This window comes from Deltaproteobacteria bacterium (assembly GCA_016210005.1).
Classification (GTDB): Bacteria; Desulfobacterota; Binatia; order HRBIN30; family JACQVA1; genus JACQVA1.
In genome coordinates this window covers 68,706-86,932 of record JACQVA010000158.1, presented here as the reverse complement: position 1 = coordinate 86,932, position 18,227 = coordinate 68,706, and the positions used below count along the sequence as shown (strand labels likewise).

General features: G+C 64.5%; 16 protein-coding genes and 1 pseudogene. 10 read left to right on the top strand and 7 right to left on the bottom strand.

The window, feature by feature from the left end; all coding sequences use genetic code 11:
• Positions 1–234 precede the first annotated feature (234 nt).
• Positions 235–858 carry a hypothetical protein gene (locus HY699_15235; protein MBI4517158.1) on the top strand — a complete coding sequence of 208 codons (624 nt, stop codon included), beginning with the start codon at positions 235–237 and terminating at the stop codon, positions 856–858.
• A 293-nt stretch (positions 859–1,151) separates the two neighbouring features.
• On the opposite strand, the gene HY699_15230 is transcribed toward HY699_15235, so the two are convergent.
• Positions 1,152–1,535 (bottom strand): hypothetical protein, encoded by a 384-nt coding sequence (locus HY699_15230; protein MBI4517157.1) that lies wholly within the window; start codon positions 1,533–1,535, stop codon positions 1,152–1,154.
• 277 nt (positions 1,536–1,812) lie between these two features.
• Between HY699_15230 and HY699_15225 the strand changes: the two genes are divergently transcribed.
• The 4 genes from HY699_15225 to HY699_15210 all read left to right on the top strand — a co-directional run bounded on the left by HY699_15225 (position 1,813) and on the right by HY699_15210 (position 7,796).
• A complete protein-coding gene (locus tag HY699_15225; protein MBI4517156.1) occupies positions 1,813–2,325 on the top strand; it encodes a hypothetical protein in 513 nt (170 codons plus the stop codon).
• A gap of 75 nt (positions 2,326–2,400) precedes the next feature.
• Positions 2,401–2,574, top strand: a complete 174-nt coding sequence (locus HY699_15220; protein ID MBI4517155.1) for a hypothetical protein — start codon at positions 2,401–2,403, stop codon at positions 2,572–2,574.
• Positions 2,575–3,497: 923 nt separating this feature from the next.
• Complete coding sequence (locus HY699_15215; GenBank protein ID MBI4517154.1) at positions 3,498–5,690, top strand: AAA family ATPase; 2,193 nt, start codon at positions 3,498–3,500, stop codon at positions 5,688–5,690.
• A gap of 255 nt (positions 5,691–5,945) precedes the next feature.
• Positions 5,946–7,796 (top strand): TIR domain-containing protein, encoded by a 1,851-nt coding sequence (locus HY699_15210; protein MBI4517153.1) that lies wholly within the window; start codon positions 5,946–5,948, stop codon positions 7,794–7,796.
• A gap of 399 nt (positions 7,797–8,195) precedes the next feature.
• Here HY699_15210 and HY699_15205 read toward each other — a convergent pair whose 3' ends face one another.
• A complete protein-coding gene (locus HY699_15205; protein MBI4517152.1) occupies positions 8,196–8,546 on the bottom strand; it encodes a DUF5615 family PIN-like protein in 351 nt (116 codons plus the stop codon).
• Positions 8,543–8,791, bottom strand: coding sequence for a DUF433 domain-containing protein (locus tag HY699_15200; protein MBI4517151.1), 249 nt, complete (start codon positions 8,789–8,791; stop codon positions 8,543–8,545). Before HY699_15200 ends, HY699_15205 begins: the two co-directional genes overlap by 4 nt.
• A 216-nt stretch (positions 8,792–9,007) precedes the next feature.
• Here HY699_15200 and HY699_15195 point away from each other — a divergent pair, with 216 nt between their 5' ends.
• From HY699_15195 to HY699_15180, 4 genes are all read left to right on the top strand, one after another.
• Positions 9,008–9,214: a hypothetical protein gene (locus tag HY699_15195; GenBank protein MBI4517150.1), complete on the top strand. Its 207-nt coding sequence runs from the start codon at positions 9,008–9,010 to the stop codon at positions 9,212–9,214.
• A gap of 20 nt (positions 9,215–9,234) precedes the next feature.
• Positions 9,235–9,654 carry a PIN domain-containing protein gene (locus tag HY699_15190; protein MBI4517149.1) on the top strand — a complete coding sequence of 140 codons (420 nt, stop codon included), beginning with the start codon at positions 9,235–9,237 and terminating at the stop codon, positions 9,652–9,654.
• A gap of 85 nt (positions 9,655–9,739) precedes the next feature.
• A complete protein-coding gene (locus tag HY699_15185) occupies positions 9,740–10,366 on the top strand; it encodes a hypothetical protein (protein MBI4517148.1) in 627 nt (208 codons plus the stop codon).
• 67 nt (positions 10,367–10,433) lie between these two features.
• On the top strand, positions 10,434–12,314 hold the full coding sequence (locus tag HY699_15180; protein MBI4517147.1) for an NAD-binding protein: 1,881 nt from the start codon (positions 10,434–10,436) through the stop codon (positions 12,312–12,314).
• Here the strand turns inward: HY699_15180 and HY699_15175 are convergent.
• Positions 12,277–12,573, bottom strand: coding sequence for a hypothetical protein (locus HY699_15175; GenBank protein ID MBI4517146.1), 297 nt, complete (start codon positions 12,571–12,573; stop codon positions 12,277–12,279). The genes HY699_15180 and HY699_15175 overlap by 38 nt on opposite strands.
• 154 nt (positions 12,574–12,727) lie before the next feature.
• On the opposite strand from HY699_15175, the gene HY699_15170 reads away from it, so the two are divergent.
• The gene (locus HY699_15170) at positions 12,728–12,868 is read left to right on the top strand and encodes a hypothetical protein (protein MBI4517145.1); all 141 of its coding nucleotides are present in this window, start codon (positions 12,728–12,730) and stop codon (positions 12,866–12,868) included.
• A gap of 39 nt (positions 12,869–12,907) precedes the next feature.
• On the opposite strand, the gene hflX is transcribed toward HY699_15170, so the two are convergent.
• From hflX to dnaE, 3 genes and pseudogenes are all read right to left on the bottom strand, one after another.
• The gene (hflX, locus tag HY699_15165; GenBank protein MBI4517144.1) at positions 12,908–14,137 is read right to left on the bottom strand and encodes a GTPase HflX; all 1,230 of its coding nucleotides are present in this window, start codon (positions 14,135–14,137) and stop codon (positions 12,908–12,910) included.
• A gap of 351 nt (positions 14,138–14,488) precedes the next feature.
• Positions 14,489–14,677 (bottom strand): annotated as a pseudogene (locus tag HY699_15160) (DEAD/DEAH box helicase).
• Positions 14,678–14,733: 56 nt separating this feature from the next.
• Positions 14,734–18,216, bottom strand: coding sequence for a DNA polymerase III subunit alpha (gene dnaE, locus HY699_15155; protein MBI4517143.1), 3,483 nt, complete (start codon positions 18,214–18,216; stop codon positions 14,734–14,736).
• Positions 18,217–18,227: the final 11 nt, after the last annotated feature.

The window sequence follows — 18,227 nt, the reverse complement described above, 5'->3', positions numbered from 1 at the left end:
CATCCGAAGCCGTTCTTGATTGAGACGTCGCCTCCCTCCACGGAAGAGACCGCACGTCTGCTCGGTGTCTCGGCCACGGAGCTGCGCCGGATCCGGAAGCTCGTGGACGCGGTGACCAAGAAGAATGGCGAACGCCAGGGGCGCGGGACCACAGCGCCGCGGTCCCGGTCGCTCGCCCGCAAACGAGCGCGGCCTGCCTGACGCCTGAACCGGCGCCGACTCCTCCCATCGCGGATGACCGCTGGCCCCAAGCGCCGCACCACCGTCTTCCTGAACATCCCCTACGATGCGAAGTTCGAACGCCTGTATTTGGCCTTCATCGCCGGACTGACCGGCCTGGGTCTCGACCCGCGGTGTGTGCTCGAGATTCCGCCGCAGGCGCGGGCATGGAATCGCCTGGATCGGATCGTCCAGTTGCTGCAGAGCTGTGACGCTTCGATTCACGATCTGTCGCGCGTTGAGCGGTCGCACGAGCCGCCGCGCTGCCCACGGTTCAATATGCCGTTCGAGCTCGGGTTGGCCGTCGGCCTCAGCCAGTTATCCGATACGCACCGCTGGTTTGTCTTCGAGGCGAAGGCGTATCGGCTGCAAAAGAGCCTCAGCGATCTGAACGGCTTCGACCCCTTCGTGCACGAAGGGACACCAGAGGGCGTCATGCGTGCGCTGACCAATGCCTTCGTTGCCGACGGCCCGCTGCCCGCGGTCGACGACTTGATGGAACTGTACCGAGCCGTTCGCAGCGTCGCACTGGCCATGAAGCGGCGTGACGGCACCAAGGTGCTCTTTATGGCACGGCACTTCCGGGAATTGGTCGTGGCCAGCCGAGAGATCGCGGCCCGTCGCTCTCACCAAGTCTGATTCGGGAGCGCGGTCGTCAGCGGGTCAGATGACCGGACGGTGCGGGTGTGGGACGCGGCAAGCGGCGAGTGCCGCGAAGTGATCCAGGGCACAGGCGCGAGGCGGACGTCGCGGCCATTGACGCCGGGCCGTCGCGCTTCCCCCTCCGCGCGCTCCGTCGGGGGCTGGAAACGGTCATCGAAGACGCGGCCACCACAGCCCCCGTCGCACGGTTCCCGGTGCCCCTCGACCACATCTCGACCTTCCCGAACGGGTGGCACACGCGCGCGTAGCGGCTGAGGTGCGCCTTGGCTTCACTGAGCGGAATCACTTTCATGGTGCGCAACGAACTCCTTTCCCTGCACGATGAGCGAATTGCCTCGCTTCTCTCCGACGAGGACCACATCGACGATGCCGCGCGCGGCCTCGACATTGAACAGCACGCGGCATTTCCCGAATAGACGCAGCTCTCGCTGCGCCACTGGATTCGGACGGAGGCTCTTCATCTGTCCCGTCTCCGCCAGCGGATCCGCCGTGAGCTGCTTGCGAGCCTCCTTGAGAATCAGGCGCCCCACCTTCCGTCCGAAATACCGGAGATCCTCGATCACGGATTCCCGCAGCGCCGTCAGTTCGGTGTGCGCGATTGCAGCGACGTTCCGCTTCACCGCCGGGGAAATCAGGTTTTCGATCTGCTGCACCTGACTCGCCGGCATCGACCCGGGTAGCGGACACGGTTGCAGCTTCAGGATACGTCCGGGCGTGACAATCACCACGTGGCGCCCGGAACTCGCGGGTGTCGCCACCGCACCGGCCGCCGCGTGAAAAGAATCGCCTCCACATGCGCGCCGGTGTAGCGCGAAGCAGCGCCAACCGGCAACCAGCAGGACGTGCAACGGAATTCCGACGCCTGTGGATGCGCCGTTCACGCGCTGCCACTGCCGCGCTACATTGATGATCACACGAACGGAGATCGACATGGGCATGTACGACACCATCCGTTTCCACGGCGACGATGCGCCGTGGTGTGCCGCGGGACATGTGCTGCGCTCGCTGCAAACCAAGGATCTGGAATGCACGATGGCGGAATATGTCGTCCATCGCGCGCGCCTCTACCGGCCGGCCGAGAGAGATGACGAGACGGTCCACCTCGCCGAGGGGGACAAGCTCGTGCTGTCGGCGCGGCGAATCGCCGATCCCGTCGCGCTGACTGCCGAGGTCACGGCGTACGCGTTCTGCGATCAGTGCCAGCCCGTGTTGTACCTGCGAGACCGTGAGTCTCTCTGGGGTGACTACGTCGACGAGCGCCGGCCGTGGTGCGAGTGGCGGTTCGTCTTTGTGGGCGGCGCCCTCGAACGCTGCGATGCCGTCCGCGTCGAGCCCCGCGTGCTGGTGGCCGAGCAACTGCGGAAGGAGGGGCTGGAAGTGCTCGACGACAGCGACCGACTGGCGCGCCTGCACTTCGAACGCATCGCGAGCCGGGTCCGTTGACGGCAAACACGCGATCGTGAGCGCCGCTCCCGATGTGGCTTGCCGCCGATCAGAGGGTGTTGTAGCCGCTACACTGTGTTGCGCTCGTACGGCCGGCGCGACGGGGCGGCGAACGTGCAAGGGGTTGGTTCCCTCCCGACCGTGCGGCTCGAACGTCGGCTAGGCCAGTTGCCGCGCCAGGCATTGATGGACATCAAGCGCGCCCTGGTGTTTGCCTTGGCCTTGGAAGTCGCTCCGAGTTCTCGCTGACAATCCGCTCGCAGGCCCGGACTGGCCGCTCACGAACCGCTCTTGCGGCGTCGCGCGGCACCGCACGCAGGTGACGTCGCCGTCGGCGCTTGCGTTCGGACGGTCGGCTGAAGTAACAACCGGTCCCACCGGCGGCAATTCCAATCCGCCGGACAAGCGAGGACGGGATGAGTCGCACCAAGCGGTATCCTCACCAAGCCAACAAAGCCAAGGGCAGTGCGCACCGGAATGACCGGGCGGGCGCCGCTGATGACCAAGGGAGCATCCTGGTCGGCGGCGACTTCGTGATCGATCGACACATCTACGAAGGACGCCGGAAGCATTACGGCGATTCGTTGAGCCGCGGCGTGCATGACGTCCGCGAAGTCGGGGGCGCGCGGGTCGTCCACTGCTTGCTGAAGGAACTCCTGGGGCAGAAGGAGCAGGCCGACGGCAAGAAGCAGGCGCCGCCACCAGCGGGCGGATGGGCCTCGTATGAGTCTGTCAAGGAACCTGCACAAGCCGACAGCAGCCACCACGCCTACGCGTTCTGGCGGCCGTTTCCGCAGGACGCTCCGGAGGGCAAGCAGTACTGGCGCGTGAGCGAGGCGATGGGATTCGGTGAAACCGGTGCCACTCTCCCTTCGCCGGTGTGGCCCACGGCGCGGCACTCCGCGGGGTTTCCCAAACAACCCAAGATCATCGTGTTCTCGGAAGGCGGCATGGGGTTTCGCGAGCAGCCCGACTGCTGGAAGGACCTGGAACTCGGCGAAGCCCGCTGGATCGTCCTCAAAACCGCCGCCCCGGTGGCGTCGGGTCAGCTCTGGCGCGATCTGGTCGCGAACCACGCCAAGCGATTGGTGGTGATTGTGTCCGCGCGCGAGCTGCGGAAGTCGGCCGCCCGAATCAGCGCCGGACTTTCGTGGGAAGCGACCATCGAGAGCTTGCTGCGCGAGTTGCGGGAAAGTTCGGACCTGCAGCCGCTCACTCGTTGCCGGCACCTGCTCGTCATCTTCGAATCGGAGGGAGCGGCCTGGCTCGACTTCAGTGAGCGGACCACACCCGCCAACGCGATCGACGCGTGTCGTGTGCAGTTCGTGTACGACGCTGCGGCCATCGAGGGAGAGCACGCGCGCCAGATCAAAGGGACCGCCTTCGGCTTTCTCTCCTGCCTCGCTGCGTCGGTGGCGTGGCAGATGACGCGTAACCTCGAGACCCCAGACTTCGCTGCAGCGTTGGAGCAAGGCCTGTCGGCCATGCGCGATCTGCGCGAAAAGGGCCATGGCTCGGTCAGTCATCCGGGCGCGGGCTTTCCCGCGGAGCGGCTCGCGGCCGTGATCAAGGATCCCGGCTATCGCTTCTCGCGGGCCGAGTTTCCGGGTTCCGCCCCGAAGTCGGCGCCGGCGTCACCAAAATCGGCGGGCATGGGCCCTTCGCAGGCGTGGAGTCTCTTGGTTGACTCGCAGCGCTGCCGCCAAAGGACGGATGACCAGCCCGCCTACGAGCTGGCCCGGCTGGTCTTGCTGAACGGACCGATTGCCCTCTACGACGTTCCGCACGTGGGCATCGGTAACCTGATCGCCGTCCATCGTGACGAAATCGAATCCTTGCGCACGCTCGATCAACTCATCTGTCGTTATCGCGATCACGACAAAGGCAAGCTCCCGCTCTCGATCGGAATCTTCGGTCCGCCGGGTTCCGGCAAGTCCTTCGCGGTGTCGCAGCTGGCAGAGGCGTTGCTGGGCAAGCAACGCTGGCTGGAATTCAACTTGTCGCAGTTCGACACCTTGGCCGAATTGAACGGGGCGTTCCACCAGATCCGCGATCGCGTGCTCCAGCAGCAGTTGCCGGTGGCGTTCTTCGACGAGTTCGACTCACAGCACTATCGGTGGCTGCAGTACCTGCTGGCTCCGATGCAAGACGGCAAGTTTCAGCAAGGCCAACTCACGCATACGCTCGGCAAGTGCATCTTCGTGTTCGCGGGGGCGACGAGCTTGACGTTCGAGACGTTCGGCCCACCGGCGCCTTCGCAGGACGCGCTCGATGACGAGCGCAAGGCTCATCGCGAGTTTGTCCTCGCCAAGGGTCCAGACTTCAGGAGCCGTCTCGATGCCTATCTCGACGTCGTCGGCCCGAACCGCAGAATGGTTGTAGCGCCACCCGACAAGAAGGCCGGCAAATCAAAGCGTGCAGTTTCGAACGGGAATAACGAGATCACTGAAACCATCTCCGGCTACTCTTTCAGGGAAGATCTCGAAGACCTCACCTTCCCTATCAGCCGCGCGCTGATGATTCGTTCCAAGCTCGGCTGCGCGCGAGACGAGAAGCTGGACATCGACGAGGCGCTGGTCCGCGCGCTCTTGCGGGCCGAGAGGTACAGGCATGGCGCGCGATCGCTCGACAAGATCCTGCAACCCTTGCAGGCGGCGCGACCGGGGCGCCTGCAGCGGTCGTTGTTGCCCCCGCGCGGTCAACTCGACATGCAAACCCACGCAACCGGTTTTCTCGCCCAGTGCGACGGAGCCGAACCCGCGCGGACGGTCCCGCCGATGAGCGAGGCCGACGTGGCGGCTGTAGCCCCGGCGATTCATCGGGTCTGGCGCGAACTGGGCCGCAAGGGCGGGTGGCTGAAGCCATGGCTGGACGCTGAGATGGCGGACCTGCCTGCGGCGATTGAGAAGTACAACAAGAAGCAGAAGGACCCGGAAGAAAGAAAGCCGCCTTGGCTCGGCAAGTTCTTGATCGAGTCGAACCGCGAAGCGGCGGGGCGGATGCCCGAGATTCTCGACATCGTCGGGTTGCGCCTTGCCAGCGGCCGCTGGGCGGCAGACGAAGAAGCGGCCGTGCGCCAGCATCTCGAATATCACTTGGAGCTGTTGGCGGAAGCCGAACACCACCGTTGGATGCAGTGGCATCTGCAACAGGGCTGGCGCTACGCGGCCAAGAAGGACGAAGACCACAAGCGTCACGATTGCCTGCTGCCGTTCGCGGAGCTTGCCGAAGTGCAGAAGAACAAGGACCGCGATGCGATCCGCCACTATCCGGATTTTGCCAAGGAGGCCGGAAAGAAGATCGTATTCGCGGCAGCGGACGATCCGCACGCGACCAAGCCGCGCCGATCCGCCGCCAAGCCGTAGCGCTGAGCCATGCATCATCTCTTCCTCTCCTACTCCCGGGCGGACAACGAGAGCGGCTGGGTCACCGCGTTCTACGAGCGGCTGACAGAGCAGCATCGGCGCTACTCCGCACGCGGGCTGGACAGCCGCCGGATCGAGATTTTTCGGCTGCCGCGACTTCGGCCCCTGTTGCAATAGAGCGCCACAGGCGTGCTATGGCATACCGTCGTGAAGCGGTCTGGAAAGTCCGCCCAAGCGCAGCGAGGCCGAACTGATATGCCGAACAAGACCGACACTAAGCCGACTGTCTTCATCTCGTGGCGTCGCCATGAACAAGCGCAGCCTCACGTGGAATGGATACGGGATCGCCTAGCGCGCGCGTTCCCGGACTGGTCGATTGCCATTGATACCTACCAGCGCGGTGGTCCGAAGACCTTCCAGGAATGGATGGCCGAAAACCTGGAAAAGAGCATCGTCTTGCTATGCATCTTCGGTCCAGGCTGGCGCGAAGGAGAGGACCCGGAGCGGCCGGAGCGCCAGCGGGGCCTGGCCGACGCAGAGGACTTCGTGCGTGGGGAACTGCAAAGCGCACTCGATCGGAAGATTCCCATCATCACGGTCCTCATACCTGGGGGCAGGCGACCGCATAAGGAGGAGCTTCCCGAGGAACTGGGAAGGCTGGCAGACCTCATCCCGATCGAGATTCGCGGCGGCCTCGACTTCGAAACTGATATCGATCGGCTCATCGCCGCCATCCGGGAGTCATTCCCGCCGCCCCCACCGCCAGACCAACCGAAAGTGTGGTTGTGGATACTTGTAGCGGTTGCCGCGTTGGTCCTGGTAGCAGCAGCCGCGTACCTGATGCGGGGTGGCCGTGGTCCAGGCCCCCCGCCGTTGGTGACTCCGTCGCCGGTTGCCGCGGATACGCCGACGCACACTCTAAGCCCTACTGGCACGGCGACCGAGACAAGGAGCCCCACCGTAACGGTGACTCCAGCTCCTACACAGGAGGAGCGCGAGCCGACCGTTCCCACAGCGCCCACGGCGGGCGAAGACTCAGGGACGCCCCAGAAGCCGGCATTAAGGAGTGACCGTGCAACCGTCGAACAAGCTGTGGCTGCGGTGGTTACGCAGCCCGGCTATGGTGGGAGCATGAGCAGCCAAAATCTGCCTGGTGTCTGGACGGGGCTCAATGAGAAGCTGCACGGTCGAGAAATACCCCCATTGATCGAATTGCTAAGACAGCCGACGGCAAACGACGTGCCGTGGAAGATCGTCGCCTTGCTCCGTATCAGTCAGCGGGCGGTGGATGACGAGACGACTTTGAAGGCCATCCTCGATGCGCTCTGTGAGCGGGGGCTTGGCGCGGCAAGCCAGGCGGTAAGGGCGGAAGCGCTGTCTGCGATCAGAGAAAGTTCGCTCCCTCCGGAACGCAAGGCGCGATGCCTGATATCCGGTTTCAAGCTTGGAAGTGGGCAGGGCCAGATTGCCGCAGGCCTTGCGCCTCTCCTAGGTGTGATCGATTCCTTGCGGGTACAAGAGGAGGCGACGCGTGCGATGATCGGTCTGCTTCCTGCCGTAGAAGAGACCGAACTCGCGGAGCTACTCCGGGCGCTGTCGACAGTCTCGCCGCCTACCATGCGTTCAGATGTGGGAAACGCGATGGTGAAGCTCATGAAGACGCGCGTGACGGGATCCTTCGGATCGAACCTTGGCGCTGCTCTTGAGAAGCTTGATTTCCGCGAAGCGATTCCAGCACTGCGTGAGAAGCTCAAGATGGCCGACCCGGCCGAGTTCCAATGGGTGGCCAATCTCTTGGTAAAGTGGGGTGATCGTGATGCCGGTGAGGTGATCAAGAAGGCGATCGACCGAATTCGCTATGTCGGCAATTACCAAGTGCTGGGGTTGGTCTCATCGCTCGTCGCGCTCGAAGGGGACCGCTGCGCTTCGTACGTTGCCGATGTTCTCCGCAAAGAGACTCCGTACATTCAAAATGCGCTGATCAAGGGGCCAGTGAAAGAAATGAGAGCAGCCCCCGTAATTGAAGCTGTCCGCCGCGTCCGGGACACGACCAGCGACAAGGACGTGAAGAGCACAGCCGATGCCTACCTTGCCACCGTTCAGTGATGGTTGCGGCTGTGGATTCTTTGTAGCAAGGCACGTAAACGCGCGCGTGGACTTGTGCGGCAGGCTCCGCAACCGTCCGAGTGCTCGGGAAGCTCGCGAGCGGCAAGACGCCGTGACCCACCGCGCTCCGTGATGGCCAACGATAAGCCCACACCGCCACCACCGTGCCGCATCGGCGTCACCGGCCATCGCATCGTGACGGAGATGGACGAGATCACCGCGGGCATCGACGCCGCGCCATCGAGTACCAACGCAAGCTCGCCGAGTGGCGCAAGCTGCCGCTGTGGAGGCGCTGGACCACGAAGCGGCCGGTGCCGCCGAGCGGAATCTGAGAGGGGCAGGTTGTTACGCTGTTAGCGTGTTGGCCGTTAGGTTCAATCTGAGAATCTTTCAGAGGCGTCACGAAGACCGGGAGATTCGGATTCTCCCGCCGCGCACGGTCACGATCGCCTCGGCTTCCAAATCTCCCCAGTGCCGCTTCAACACCTGCGCCATCAATGCGATGCGCACGCCGGCAGGGACGTCGGGTAAGCGCACAACACCACAGTGGCGCGCGCCTTGGGCGAAGACGATTCGTCCGAAGTCCGTATCGATCGTGACGAGTACGCGGCCGTCGTCAGCGGCCCAGTTCAGGATGGCGGCATCGCCAGGGTCGCCGCCGCGCTCGCGGGTCTCGACAACGTCGTACCCTTCGGCACGCAGCCAGTCGGACAGACGGCGGCCGGCACAGCGATCGACGAGGAACTTCACTTGTTTGCCGTCTCTACCGCATCAAGGGAGTCGTGTGCGATGACGGCGTGCGCATACGCGAGGCAGGCACGGATGTCCGCCGACTCGAGGTCTGGGTAGTCGGCCAGGAGCGCTTCAGGCGTCTCTCCCTGAGCCAGCAGACTCAGAATCAGTTCAACCGAGATGCGCATCCCGCGAATGATCGGCTTCCCGCCGAAAATGTCTGCGTTGAACGTAATGCGTCCCAGCAGCGCCTGGTCTGTCATGCGGCTCCTCCTGCTGATGACTTTCATACCACAACTGGCCGCCCACAGCCCGCACCCGGGGCCGGGGATTAGCATGTGCCCGAGCCGCCGCTGGGGCACTGAGAGAGGACCGGTGTCGGGTGTCAGGGGGGGGACCGTCGGAGCCGATTGAGCTGGAGTTTCAAAGGCAGTAGACTGCTCACGCCCGTCGATCGCGACGGTACGAGAGGTGTGACGATGCCGCGGAACAAGCATGCTGCGTTGAAAATCGAGGACACGCTGCTCAAGCGAGCACGCCGAGCGATGAAGAGCTCCAGCGATGTGGAAACGGTTCGCTGCGCGCTCGAGGAAGCCATTGCCAACCGCCAAACAGCAACCGCTCTGCGACGCTTGATCCGACAGGGGCGCGGGCGATTTGCCGATCTGGAGCGGGCGCCGGAGTGAAGTGGCTTCTCGATACCAACGTGTATCTGGAGGCCATGCGTTCCGACGCGGGGCGTCAGGCGTTTGAGCGTCGCTTCTTTCCGCTGCTCTTCAACACCTACCTTTCCGGGGTCGTTGCCGAGGAACTGTACGCCGGCGCGTTGGACAAGGTCGCGCTGGGTCTGGTGGACCGGTACATTGGGACCCTGCGAAGGGTCGGGCGCGTGATTGTGCCGAGCTTTGAGGATTGGAGCGACGCCGGCAAGCTCATCGCGCGAATGACCCGCAAGCAACCGCATGTGAAGGCAAAGACACAGCAACTTCTCAACGACATCCTCATCGCGCTGTGCGCCCGACGCCTCGGGGCGACGGTGTTCACTTTCAATCGCGATGACTTCAACCTGATACGGCGCCGCCACCGTCAGTTCTCACTCGAGGTCTTGACGCCGAGCGCCTGGTGAGCATTGCCGGTTCGCGGCCTGGTAGGCGCTGCCGTTCTGGAAGCGGCTGATCACCAAGAAGCCCGAGCCGCCGGAAGGGATCTGAGTGAAGCAGGGTGTTACGGAGGGAGTTGGCCGAAAGCTATCGCACGCCGACGTCGAGCGCATCGAGATGATGAAACCACCGCCTTGCCGCATCGGCGTCACCGGCCATCGCATCCTGGCGGAGATGGACAAGATCAACGCCGGCATCGACGCCGCGTTGCAACGGATCGAACGCGCGTTCGCTGAACGACCGCTGATCATCGTCTCGCCGTTGGCGGAAGGAGCGGACCGGCTAGTGGCGGAGCGCGTGCTGGCGCGACGCCACGCGCAGCTCATCGTGCCGCTACCGCTCCCGAAGGCGGACTACCTCAACGACTTCGAGGACGCGATTTCAAAGCGCGAGTTCAACGAGCTGCTGAAGCGAGCCGAGCGAGTGATCGAACTACCGCCGTCGCCGTCGCGGCGCGTCGCGTACGACGCGGTGGGCCGCTATGTGCTCGATCAGTGCGACGTGCTGATTGCGGTGTGGGACGGACAACTCGACAACGGTACCGGCCGCGTGGTCACCGATGCTCGCCGCCGTGGCCTGCCGATCGCGTGGGTGCACGCGGGCAATCGTAAACCCGGCACGACGGAACCCACGTCGCTGGGTCATCAGCAGGGTAGGGTGACGTTCGAGAGTTTCTGATGTCGGCCCGGGGAATGAAACCACCGATGAACACGGATGGACACCGATTGCACTGATCGGAGGAGCTATGGAGCACGGATCGTCCGGCAACAACGACTGGCGGCACGGCTGGATGTTTTGGGTCATCACGCTCGGCACGCTCGGAGTGCTGGGGCTCGGGTTTCTCGGACACGCGCGCTACGAGCAGGCCCAGAACGATGGCCACGCGGATTTCGCCTCGGCGACCTATCACGCGCTGCAGTTGCTGATCCTTCACGCGCCCCATCTCGATCACGCTGTGCCGCCCGAGTTGCATGCTGCGCGCGCGCTCAGTGTGGTCGTCGTGTTTCTCGCGGGCTTCTTGGCCTTCCTCGGCTTCTTTCGCCAGGAGTGGCTCCTCGTGCGGCTGCGTCTGCGCTGGTGGCGGGCCTACGTGGTGCTTTGCGGTCTTGGCGACCTCGGCCGGCGATTGCGCTGGTGGGACGACCACGTGGTGATTTGTGGCCTTGGCGACCTCGGCCCGCGCCTGGCGTTGGACGGACGGCGTCGCGGCCGCTTCGTGGTCGCCATCGAGAAGAGCGGCAATGCCTCGGTGCTTGAGCAAGCACGGAGGGGCGGCGTCTTGGTGCTGGAAGGCAACGCGTGCGAGGAGTCGACGCTGCGGCGCGCTCGTGTGGCCGGCGCGGAATGCCTCGTGGCTGCTTGCGCCGACGATCATACCAACACTGCCATCGCCGCGCTGGCCGGGCAGTTGCTTGCCCGGCGGCCGGCGAGCCTCGATCCCCTGCTCGTGCGGCTCCTGATTCGGAACCCGAAGACGCGTGATGTGCTGTTAGGCAGCAAACTCATCCCGACTGGGACCCACCTCGCTCCGCGCGATGATTCGGCGCCGCGCTATCGGGTGAATCTCAGCGATCTCGACTACCACGCCACCGCGGCGCGTCTGGCGCTCAACCACCATGCGTTGGATGTGCGAGACGGCCTCGACACCGAGCCGGTTCGTGAGCACGATGACACAATCGTACACCTGGTCGTGATCGGCTTCGGTCTCATGGGCCGTGCGCTCATGCTCCAAGCCGCGCGCCTTTGCCACTTCGCCAACGAGGTCGGTGAGAACATCTTGCCGCGCATCACGATCGTCGACCACGATCCGTCCAATTGGACGGAGTTCAAGAGCCGACAGAAGCATCTCGACGAGGTTTGTGTGGCGGAATTCCAGACGCACGATCCGAGTGGCACGAGCTTCGCCGACATCATGGCAGCTCTGGGCAACACGCCCAACACGCGTGTCACCTATGCCGTGTGCCTCGAACCGCACAGTGAACCCGACAAGCGTGCCGAGAATGACCGCGTGAATCTTCATCTCAGCATCGAACTGGCCGGTCACGTCGACGCGGCCGTGCAAACGCTGGTGTTCCAATCGACGCGATGCGGATACGCGGCGCTGTTCCCGCCGTCGGATCAGGCGACGGTCCGGCACCTTCATCCATTTGGCATGATCGAGGACATCTACGCGTGGGACGTGCTGCTCCACGAAGCGGAAGACAAGCTCGCCAGCCGCCTGCATCAGTTCTATTTGGAGGGAGAAAAGAAGAAAGCGGATTTCGGAAGCAAACCGGGGCACAAGGCATGGGCCGAGCTTCCTGACTATCTCAAGGATTCGAACCGCCAGGCCGCCGACCACATCCGCATCAAGCTGCGTACGCTCGAGCTGTCAGAGGAAGCCCTGCTCTCAGGGCCGGAACTGTCGACCTCGCAGATCGAGCTACTCGCCAAGATGGAACACGTCCGCTGGTGCGCGGAGAAATGGCTCGACGGCTGGGAATACAGCCCGGACCGCAACAACGACAAGAAGCGCCACGACGACCTGAGAGCCTGGCGCGAGTTGCCGGACACGGAGCGGTGGATCGACCGAGACTTGGTGGCGAAGATCAAGGCAGCCCTGCGCGAGACTGATGGAAAGTCGTGAGGGCGACGGCGGAGAGTCGGATCTTCGGCAAGACGCAGACATGACGGCACGTGATCAACCCCATCGGCAGTTTCACCAGATCGAGCTGGCACAGTGGCCACGTGGGCTCGACCGGGCCGTGGCGGTGCTCCAACTCGAGCCGCCCGATTTGGCGCGGTGCTGTAAGCTGCGTTTTGCCGAAGCCCACGACGGCCTTGATTCCCTCGATGCGGCCGTGCTCCGGATCGATTCCGGAAAGCCGTTTGCGCTGGTCCACCATCGCCGCGCCCCGTCACCCGGCACGGAAGTCTGGACCGCCGCGGATTCGAAGAACCCGTCCCGCGATTTGATCGAAGTCATGGCCGCGCTCGGCCTTAAGCTGCCCGAGATCACCGTACGCCTTAGGCACATGCGCCGACCGCATCGAGCCACGCGTGAACCTGAGCTTTGCCGGCAACGGCGACAACTTCGATCGCAGTCAGGTGCGCCACTCGGCCGAAGCCGACCCGCGTGTGCTCGGCTGGCTCAAGAAGTCGAGCCGCGGTTTTGGCGAGCCGGCGCGAAACGTCTCGTAGAACCCAACCGCCTGCGCTGGATCCGGGAATAGCACCGGTTCATGGTTCAACTGGCTCGGCCGCCAGCGCCTTGCGCAGCTGGCCCGCCAGCTTCGGCGGTACCAACGCGGTGACTTCGACGCGGCCGTCAAGGTATTCGGTGTGCAACACCCGCCCGCGCTGGTGCAGGCGCGCCAGCAGATCACCACGGCTGGCGGGGATGGAGAGGTGGACGCGCTCTTGTGATTGCGCCAACAGGCGGGCGATCTCGTCGAGTAGGGCCGGGACCCCGCGCCCGCTGCGGGCCGAGATCGGCCAGCTGCTGCCGTAGCGTGGCACCGCAGCACCGGCGGCCACCAGATCGATCTTGTTCAACACCAGCAGCGCCGGCGTCTCGGTCACGCCCAACTCGCCCAGCACCCGCTCGACCACGCAAATGTGGTCGGGGGCGTGCGGGCTGGCGGCGTCGACCACGTGTAACAAAATGTCCGCCGTGCGCACTTCTTCGAGCGTGCTCTTGAAGGCTTCGACAAATCCGTGCGGCAGCTTGTGGATGAAACCGACCGTATCCACCAGCAGGGCCGTACCGCCGTCGGGCAGCTTCAGGCGGCGTACGGTGGGGTCGAGCGTGGCGAACAGCTTGTCCTCGACCAGCACGCCGGCGTTGGTGAGGTGATTGAGCAGGGTCGATTTGCCGGAGTTGGTATAGCCCACCAGCGCCACGATCGGATAGGGCACCTGTTTGCGGCTGTCGCGGTGCAAGCCGCGCGTGCGCGACACTTCCGCGATGCGCTTGCGCAGGGTGCCGAGTCGTTCGCGCACGCGGCGGCGGTCGACTTCGAGCTGGCTTTCGCCGGGTCCGCGCGTACCGACGCCGCCGCCCAGACGCGATAAGTGCGCCCACTGCCGCGTCAGCCGCGGCAGCAGGTACTCGAGCTGGGCGCGCTCGACTTGCAGCTTGCCGGCCAGGCTGCGGGCGCGTTGGGCGAAAATGGCCAGAATCAGCTGGGTGCGGTCGATGACCTTGATGCCCAGCGCCTTCTCGAGATTGCGCTGCTGCGCGGGCGAGAGTTCGTCGTCGAAGATGGCGACGTTGGCCCCGATCGTCTGGATCAGCTGGCGCACTTCTTCGACCTTGCCCGAGCCGATGAAGGTGGCCGGGTTAATGCGCTGAATCGCTTGCAGCATCTTGGCCCCGACCTTCAGGGCGGCGGTCTCGCTCAGCCGTTCCAATTCGGCGAGCGACTCCTCACCGGTCAACGCCGCGCGGTCATGGCGCTCGGTGCCGATGAGTACGGCGGTCTCGGGGGACTGCTCGGTGGTCAGCACCCGATACCTCTAGCACACCCGGGCGCTCGACTCACCGGGTGCCAACGATCATCCAAACGATCCGAGCCAGGCAGCACGCGAACAACCCTCGCACAATCAAGCACTACTGCGGGACGCTGAAGACAGGCTCCGCACCGCCTGCGCGAACATGAACACCAGCGTACTTGTAGGGGAAGCCGCGTCGTCCGGGATCACGACGTACGACCAGGGCTTCCCACCCTGCTTCTCGGTGGCGATCTCGCACCAGCGGATCGCGGCCTTGGCCTTCTCCTTCACGTCCTCGGCCCCGAGTTCGTCGCGGGCCTTCACCTCGACCTCGTCGGCCAGGATAGCGCCGCGCGAGAGGGGGGACCGAAAAGCGAACAGGGCGGCCTCAATCTGGTGCGGATTCAGATCGACGGTCGCGTTCAAGAGTGACGGGCCGAGCTTGTCAAGACTATCCGAAGCACTGCGCCGGGTCAGCGCCTGCGCGTAATACTTCGCGTGGTAGTCGGTACTCACTGGGCCTTTGTTCCGATCATCACAATAACGCCACCCGACGCAGCGGCGCGCCGGGCCTACACGAACGACGTCACGCCGCTGCCCAGCACGCCTTCGACGGCCTCGATGAGGCGGTCGCTGGGGGCGACGCGCAAGCCCGACGGCAGCGCGATCACCGTCTCCGTCCGGTCGGGTAACAGCAGGTGTAGATAGGCCGGACACGGGCCGCGGTGCTGGTTGAGGGTGTCGCGCAGGCGGTGCAGGAGGGTTTCGTCGATGCGGTCGGCCAGCAGCGCGAAGTGTACTTGCTTGATCCCTTGCTCGCGTGCCGCCGTCAGCGGCAGGACCTCGTCGGCGATGATCTGACAGCGCTCCTCGCTCACATCGAGTGATCCGCAAACCACGACCGGGTCCTCGCCGTGGATGCTGGCCTCGTGCTTGCGGTAGGCCTCGGGCCACACGATGACCTCGACCACGCCGGTCTTGTCTTCAAGGTTGAAGGTGGCGTAGCGATCGCCCTTCTTGTTGTTCTTTAGCTTCAACGAGTGGACGACGCCGCCGACGCGCACCTTCTCGGCGCTGGTGCGCCCGCGCAACGCCTCGGTGCTGGCATCGGTGAAGCGGCGTAGGTCGCGCTCGTACTTGTCGAGCGGGTGGCCGGTGATGAAGAAGCCGGTAGCCTCGCGCTCGGCGCGCAAGAGTTCCTTTTGCGGCCATTCCGCGACGTCGGGGAGCCGGGGTGGGGCATCGACCGTCGCCGCCAACGCGGTAGCGGCGAACAGACCGATCTGGTTGGCGTGCTCGGGGCGGTTGCCTTGACCGGCCCACTTCAGCACCAGGTCGAGCCCCTCGACCATGCGCCGGCGGGGCACGCCGGCAAAGTCAAAGGCGCCGCACTTGAGCAGGCTTTCGATCACGCGCTTGTTGACCTGCTGGCTTTGCACCCGCTTGCAGAAGTCGCCGAGATCGCTGAAGCGGCCGACTTGACGCGCGGCGACGATGGCTTCGACCGCCTTGGCGCCTACCCCGCGCACGGCCGCCAGCCCGAAACGGATCGCGCGTTCGCCGCCGTGCATCACCACGGTGAAGTCGGCCTGGCTCTCATTTGCGTCCGGCGGCAAGATCGCGATCTTGTGCTCGCGGCACTCGGCGATGTTCTTGTACGCCTTGTCGCTGTCGTCCTTCTCCAGCGTCATCAACCCGGCCATGAACTCCTCCGGGTAGTGCGCCTTGAGGTAGGCGGTCTGGTAGGAGATGAGCGCGTAAGCGGCCGAGTGCGATTTGTTGAAGCCGTAGGCGGCGAAGGTCTCCATCTGATCGAAGATCTCGCCCGCCTTGGCCTCGGCCACGCCCTGGCGCACGGCGCCGGCGACGAAGCGCAAACGCTCCTTGGCCATCTTCTCGGGGTCCTTCTTGCCCATCGCGCGGCGCAGGTTGTCGGCGTCGCCCAGCGAATAACCCGCCAGCACCTGGGCGATCTGCATCACCTGCTCCTGATAGACAATGACACCGTAAGTGTCCTGCAGGACCGGCTGCAGCTTGGGGTGGAGGTACTGCACCTCTTCCTTGCCGTGCTTGCGCTTGATGAACTGATCGACCATGCCGCTGTCGAGCGGGCCGGGGCGGTAGAGCGCGAGCACCGCGATCACCTCTTCGAAGTTCGACGGGCGCAGCTGTGTCAGCACGTTGCGCATGCCCCCCGATTCCATCTGGAAGACGCCGACGGTGTCGCCCTTGGCGATCAGGCGGTAGGTGGCCTTGTCGGTGAGCGGCAGCGCGGCGGGATCGAGCAGCTCGCCCCGCCCTTGGCGGATGCGTTCGACGACTTTGGCGATCAGGGTCAGCGTCTTGAGGCCGAGGAAGTCGAACTTGATCAAGCCGATGGCCTCGACCTCTTCCCAGCCGAATTGAGTCATGACGTTGCCGTCTTTGTCTTTGTAAAGCGGCAGCGACTCGACCAGCGGGCGATTGGCGATGACGATGCCGGCGGCATGTTTCGAGGAATGGCGCAGCAGGCCTTCGAGCTTGAGCGCATAGTCGAACAGCTTGCCCTCGCGCTCGCCGCCTTCGCGCAGGTGCTTGAGCCGGGGCTCCATCTCGAGTGCCGCCGCCAGCGGGAAATCCTTGCCCTGCTTGGCCGCCGGGTAGAGCTTGGCGATCTTGTCGGTCTCACCGTAGTTGAAGCCGAGCACGCGGCCGACGTCTTTGATCGCGGCCTTACCCTTGAGCGTGCCGAAGGTGATAATCTGCGCCACCCGGTCGTCGCCGTACTTGTCGCGGACGTAGCGGATGACCTCGTCGCGGCGCTCGAAACAGAAGTCCATGTCGATGTCGGGCATCGACTTGCGCTCGGGGTTGAGGAAGCGCTCGAACAGCAAGTGATAGGGCAGGGGGTCGATGTCGGTAATGCGCAGGGCGTAGGCCACCAAGCTGCCCGCGGCCGAGCCGCGGCCCGGCCCCACCGGGATGGCGCGGCTCTTGGCGTAGTTAGTGAAGTCGGCGACGATCAAGAAGTAGCCGGCGAAGCCCATCTTCTTGATCACAGCTAGTTCTGTTGCCAGCCGTTCTTGGTAGGTGCGCTCGCGCTCGGCCGACCACTGCGCACCAGCGCGCAGCGGCTGCAAGCGTTCCTCCAAGCCTGCTCGCGCCCGGCGTTCGAGATGATCTTCGAGACTCTCGTCCGCCGGGGTCTTGAAGACCGGGAACACGTACTTGCCGAAGGTCATCTCGACCTGGCAGCGGGCGGCGATGTCGACGGTGTTGCGAATTGCTTCCGGCTGCTGCGGAAACGCCGCCAGCATTTGCGCCGGGGTCTTGACGAACAACTGATCGGTCTCGAAGCGCCAGCGGCTGGGGTCGGCGAGGGTCTTGCCGGTCTGGATGCAGAGCAGCACCTCGTGCGCCGCGGCATCCTCGGGCTGCAAGTAGTGGCAGTCGTTGGTGGCGACCAGCGGCAAGCCGAGCTCGCAAGCGAGCCGGACCAGTTCGGCGTTGGCGCGCTCCTGCTGGGGCAGGTGGTTGTCTTGGACCTCGACGTAGTAGCGGTCGCCGAAGATCGCGCGATAGTCGTCGAGCACCTGGCGCGCGCGCGCCGAAGAGCCGGCGGCGATGGCTTGATTGACTTCGCTGGCGAGGCAGCCGGAGAGTGCGATCAACCCGCCGTTGAGTTCGCGCAAAAGCTCCTTGTCGACGCGCGGCTTGTAATAAAAACCCTCCGTATAACCAAGTGTGACCAGGCGGCAGAGATTGCGATAGCCGTCCTGGTTCATGGCCAACAGGATCAGGTGGAAATTGCCGCCGCTCTCGTAGTCGTCGCCGCGCACGGGCCGCTTGTCGTGCCGGCTGCCGGGGGCGACGTAGACCTCGCAGCCGAGAATCGGTTGGACGCCGTGCTCGACCGCGGTCTTATAGAACTCGACCGCGCCGAACATGTTGCCGTGGTCGGTCATCGCCACCGCCGGCATGCCCGCGGCCTTGATGCTCGCGATCAAGGCTTCGATCTTGTTGGCGCCGTCGAGCAGCGAATACTGCGTGTGTAAGTGAAGATGAACGAAGCTCATGTCCTCCCCCA

Bases quoted from the DNA above. Each gene is read 5' to 3' on its own strand.
- HY699_15225 (MBI4517156.1), top strand. From the start codon at position 1,813: ATGGGCATGTACGACACCATCCGTTTCCACGGCGACGATGCGCCGTGG.
- HY699_15175 (MBI4517146.1), bottom strand. From the start codon at position 12,573: ATGGTGGACCAGCGCAAACGGCTTTCCGGAATCGATCCGGAGCACGGC.
- dnaE (MBI4517143.1), bottom strand. From the start codon at position 18,216: ATGAGCTTCGTTCATCTTCACTTACACACGCAGTATTCGCTGCTCGAC.
- HY699_15200 (MBI4517151.1), bottom strand. From the start codon at position 8,791: ATGACAGACCAGGCGCTGCTGGGACGCATTACGTTCAACGCAGACATT.
- HY699_15195 (MBI4517150.1), top strand. From the start codon at position 9,008: ATGCCGCGGAACAAGCATGCTGCGTTGAAAATCGAGGACACGCTGCTC.
- HY699_15180 (MBI4517147.1), top strand. From the start codon at position 10,434: ATGGAGCACGGATCGTCCGGCAACAACGACTGGCGGCACGGCTGGATG.
- HY699_15210 (MBI4517153.1), top strand. From the start codon at position 5,946: ATGCCGAACAAGACCGACACTAAGCCGACTGTCTTCATCTCGTGGCGT.
- HY699_15235 (MBI4517158.1), top strand. From the start codon at position 235: ATGACCGCTGGCCCCAAGCGCCGCACCACCGTCTTCCTGAACATCCCC.